The organism is Trinickia mobilis, from assembly GCF_017315705.1.
GTDB classification, from domain to species: domain Bacteria; phylum Pseudomonadota; class Gammaproteobacteria; order Burkholderiales; family Burkholderiaceae; genus Trinickia_A; species Trinickia_A mobilis.
Map to the genome: position 1 here is coordinate 1 of NZ_JAFLRF010000102.1, position 2,907 is coordinate 2,907.

The 2,907-nt window shown below is 57.3% G+C and carries 4 protein-coding genes; 3 read left to right on the forward strand and 1 reads right to left on the reverse strand.

Annotation, left to right across the window (positions count from 1 at the left end; genetic code table 11):
- The 3 genes from J3489_RS38230 to J3489_RS37040 all read left to right on the forward strand — a co-directional run.
- Nucleotides 1–858: Tle-like phospholipase domain-containing protein (locus J3489_RS38230; RefSeq protein ID WP_508617107.1), on the forward strand; the 858-nt coding region annotated here is incomplete at its 5' end.
- Nucleotides 855–1,667: an ankyrin repeat domain-containing protein gene (locus J3489_RS37035; RefSeq protein ID WP_207005744.1), complete on the forward strand. Its 813-nt coding sequence runs from the start codon at nucleotides 855–857 to the stop codon at nucleotides 1,665–1,667. The genes J3489_RS38230 and J3489_RS37035, both read left to right, overlap by 4 nt.
- Nucleotides 1,668–2,065: 398 nt before the next feature.
- Complete coding sequence (locus J3489_RS37040) at nucleotides 2,066–2,524, forward strand: DUF2778 domain-containing protein (protein WP_207005745.1); 459 nt, start codon at nucleotides 2,066–2,068, stop codon at nucleotides 2,522–2,524.
- 178 nt (nucleotides 2,525–2,702) lie between these two features.
- On the opposite strand, the gene J3489_RS37045 is transcribed toward J3489_RS37040, so the two are convergent.
- The coding region (locus J3489_RS37045; protein ID WP_207005746.1) for a hypothetical protein at nucleotides 2,703–2,907 on the reverse strand (205 nt) is incomplete at its 5' end.

Consider the following 2,907-nt stretch of genomic DNA (forward strand, 5'->3'; position numbering starts at 1 on the left):
TTGCGCGCGCCGGCCAGCGTCGAGCCCGAACAGGCGGGCCGGGCGGCGGCGCCGAAGGTTGCGGCGCTGACCAAGGTGCAGCGGTGGGAGGAACGCAAGGCGCTGATCTCGGCTGGGCGGGACAATCCGTCCGCCAAGGTCAATGCCGCTGCGCAGCGGTTGGCGCGCAATAACGTCGCGGTGGAGAAGGCCCGGTTGACAGACCATGTTTATGAGCCGACGAGGCCGGTGCCGGAGGGGTGGAGGAATGTGAGCGGGGACGTGGATGCTCTGGGGTGGCACGGATTAAAAGAGGAGCATTTAGAAATCAAGGGCGCGAACTTCCGAGCCCAGCTTTACGAACCCACTCAAAGTGTATTCGGCAACGAAATGAAGTCAACTTTGGCTATCAAGGGAACCGAAATGTCCAGCTTAGACGACTGGAGCAACAATGCTGCTCAAGGATTGAATATGGAGTCAGCGTATTACCGGCAAGCCGTCAAGATCGGGACATTTCTCATGAATGACGAAAATCCAATTGATATTGCCGGGCACTCCCAGGGCGGTGGACTATGCGCTGCCATGTCAATTGCAAGCGGCAAGGATTGCTGGAGTTTCAATGCCGCCGGCCTGCACCCAGAAACCGTCAAACGCTATGGCGGAACGCCACAAACCTCCCAAATCTACGCGTACCACGTGAAGGGTGAAATCTTGACGACCCTGCAAAGCTGGTTGCCGTTGCCGGAGGCTTCAGGTACACCCTACGCGTTAGATGGCAAAGGCTTCACCGTAAGTCGGCACTTTATTAGCCAGGTGATTGATGGCATCGAAAAGCAGAAGCACGAGGATGTATTGATTCTCCAGGAAGTATTTCCATGAGACGACTGCTTTCGATCCTCACCCTAATAGGCCTGTTACTAATATCCATTACCGCGTGCGCCATGAAAAAATTTCCTGCCGGTGACTTCTTCTCTGGTCCGCAACTCGTACTCGCTCAGGCGATCGAACGCGGAGACCTTGCCAAAGCGCAACAGCTTGCACCGACCACCGAACTGAACATGCCGGGCCGCAAAGGTATGACACTCCTGTTTTTCGCTGTTCAGGAGGCGCTTCAGCGAGACCCGAAGCAGCTGAATATGATCACGTTGCTTGTCAAGGCTGGAGCCGACCCGCTTCAGGAAGTACCGAATTTTGGCGATGCGCTTGGCGTGGTGCTGAACAGTTCTCATCCTGAATTTCTGCGCGCCTTACTTGACGGAGGAGTTGATCCCAATACAACGACGGCCAAAGGCACTCCAATCATTTTTTTCACGGCGACAGAAGAAACATTGGAATCGCTGAAATTGCTGATTTGCAGAGGCGCAGATGCTAACAAGCGGGACTTGTTGCGCAATACAGCTCTGGTCGATGCCATAGCTAGCAATAGCTTTGATACAGCCAACTATTTGCTTGATCGCGGCGCAAACCCGAACACCTACAACATTAATGGTGTTTCCTTTGCCTGGCAGTTACAAGGGCAGATGAAACGCCAGGTCGAAAATTCGGACTTCTGGATAAAGCTGCTCAATATCCGCGACCGCATCGTCAAGATGGGCGTCAAATGGCCACCTGAATCGCCCCAGCAGATACGCGCTCGTTGGGGCAGCAACGCACCCAGACGGCTGGATGACGGCAAACTTCCGCTCTAGTTGAAAAAGCACGCGAGTAGCCGTGAATGCTCTCCATCGCAGCTGCCGAATCATGTCGGCGGCAACGTGTGTCGTGCGACTCGGGCACCTGGGCTCGCCAGGGCTGGCGGGCGAGCCGAATGCGGCGGCAGGTCGATGCCCGCGGGCCGTGGCGCGAATCGAGCGCTCAAGTAGGGATGGCTGTCGCAAATTCGAGTGCTGGGCGAAATCGGGTCGCAATGCCGGGCGCGAGCCCCCGGAGGCCTTCGGCCTGCGAACGCTGCAACGGTAGCTCGGATGCGCGTCGGCAGACGGCCGCGCCCTAGTAAAAACCAGGGTATCCAATTCGGAATTGTCCGATTTCTTCTCGAATTGCAGCGTGGCGTAGTGACGGTTTTGCCGTCACCACGGGAGCACGTATGTTGCAATGCAGCTTTGAACTCAATGACGAGCCTATGAGCGCGTTCAGAATTGGAACGACTTCGGTACCCGCGTTCTCGGGCCTCGCCCCGCATATCAATCGGCGCATCTCTGCATGCTTGCCCAACTTGGGGCCGATCCCGCCGGGCCGGTACTACATCGTTGATCGGGAGTCGGGCGGGCATCTGGCGTGGCTCAAGGAAATTTTCATCGATCGAAGCGATTGGTTCGCCTTGTACGCGGCCGACGGAAAGGTCGACGACGCCATGTTCTGCAACGAGGTTCAGCGCGGAAAATTCCGCCTGCACCCCAAGGGACCGCGCGGCATCAGCCAGGGCTGCATCGTCATTGACCGCCCCGCCGATTTCCACCGGACTAGAGGCCTGATTGTCGGCTGCGGCAAGCATCCGATTCCCGGCAGCGCTCTGAGCACTTACGGAATGGTGACGGTGAAATGAGGCGCGCAACGAAAATTAGCGGCGTCATTGTTTGGCTACTTTTCGCCACGCTTGCGCTTACGTATGTGTGGGGGCGACACCCAGATGCAATTCCGCCGCCGCCGCTCGCCTTCTCACTCTGGCTCAACGACTTGTTTGACGCATACGATGCGGAGGCAAGCGGCGTGGTGGACGTTTATTACATGCTCGCCGTCTCCTTCATCCTCGTCAGTTTCTGCACCTTCGTTGCATGGCGCATTTTCAAGCGTCTTTGCAAACGATAGATAAAAGGACTTGCGGCGGGCGCCCCCCGCCCGCCGCAGCTTTGCCCCGTTACTATCTTCATGCCCCGATAATCGGGGCTTTGGCCAGCCAGGCCCGGCATGATTCCCGCCCCCAGTCGC

What these genes read in the sequence shown, in the direction of transcription:
- J3489_RS37035 (WP_207005744.1), top strand. Translation starts at nt 855, where the DNA reads ATGAGACGACTGCTTTCGATCCTCACCCTAATAGGCCTGTTACTAATA.
- J3489_RS37040 (WP_207005745.1), top strand. Translation starts at nt 2,066, where the DNA reads ATGTTGCAATGCAGCTTTGAACTCAATGACGAGCCTATGAGCGCGTTC.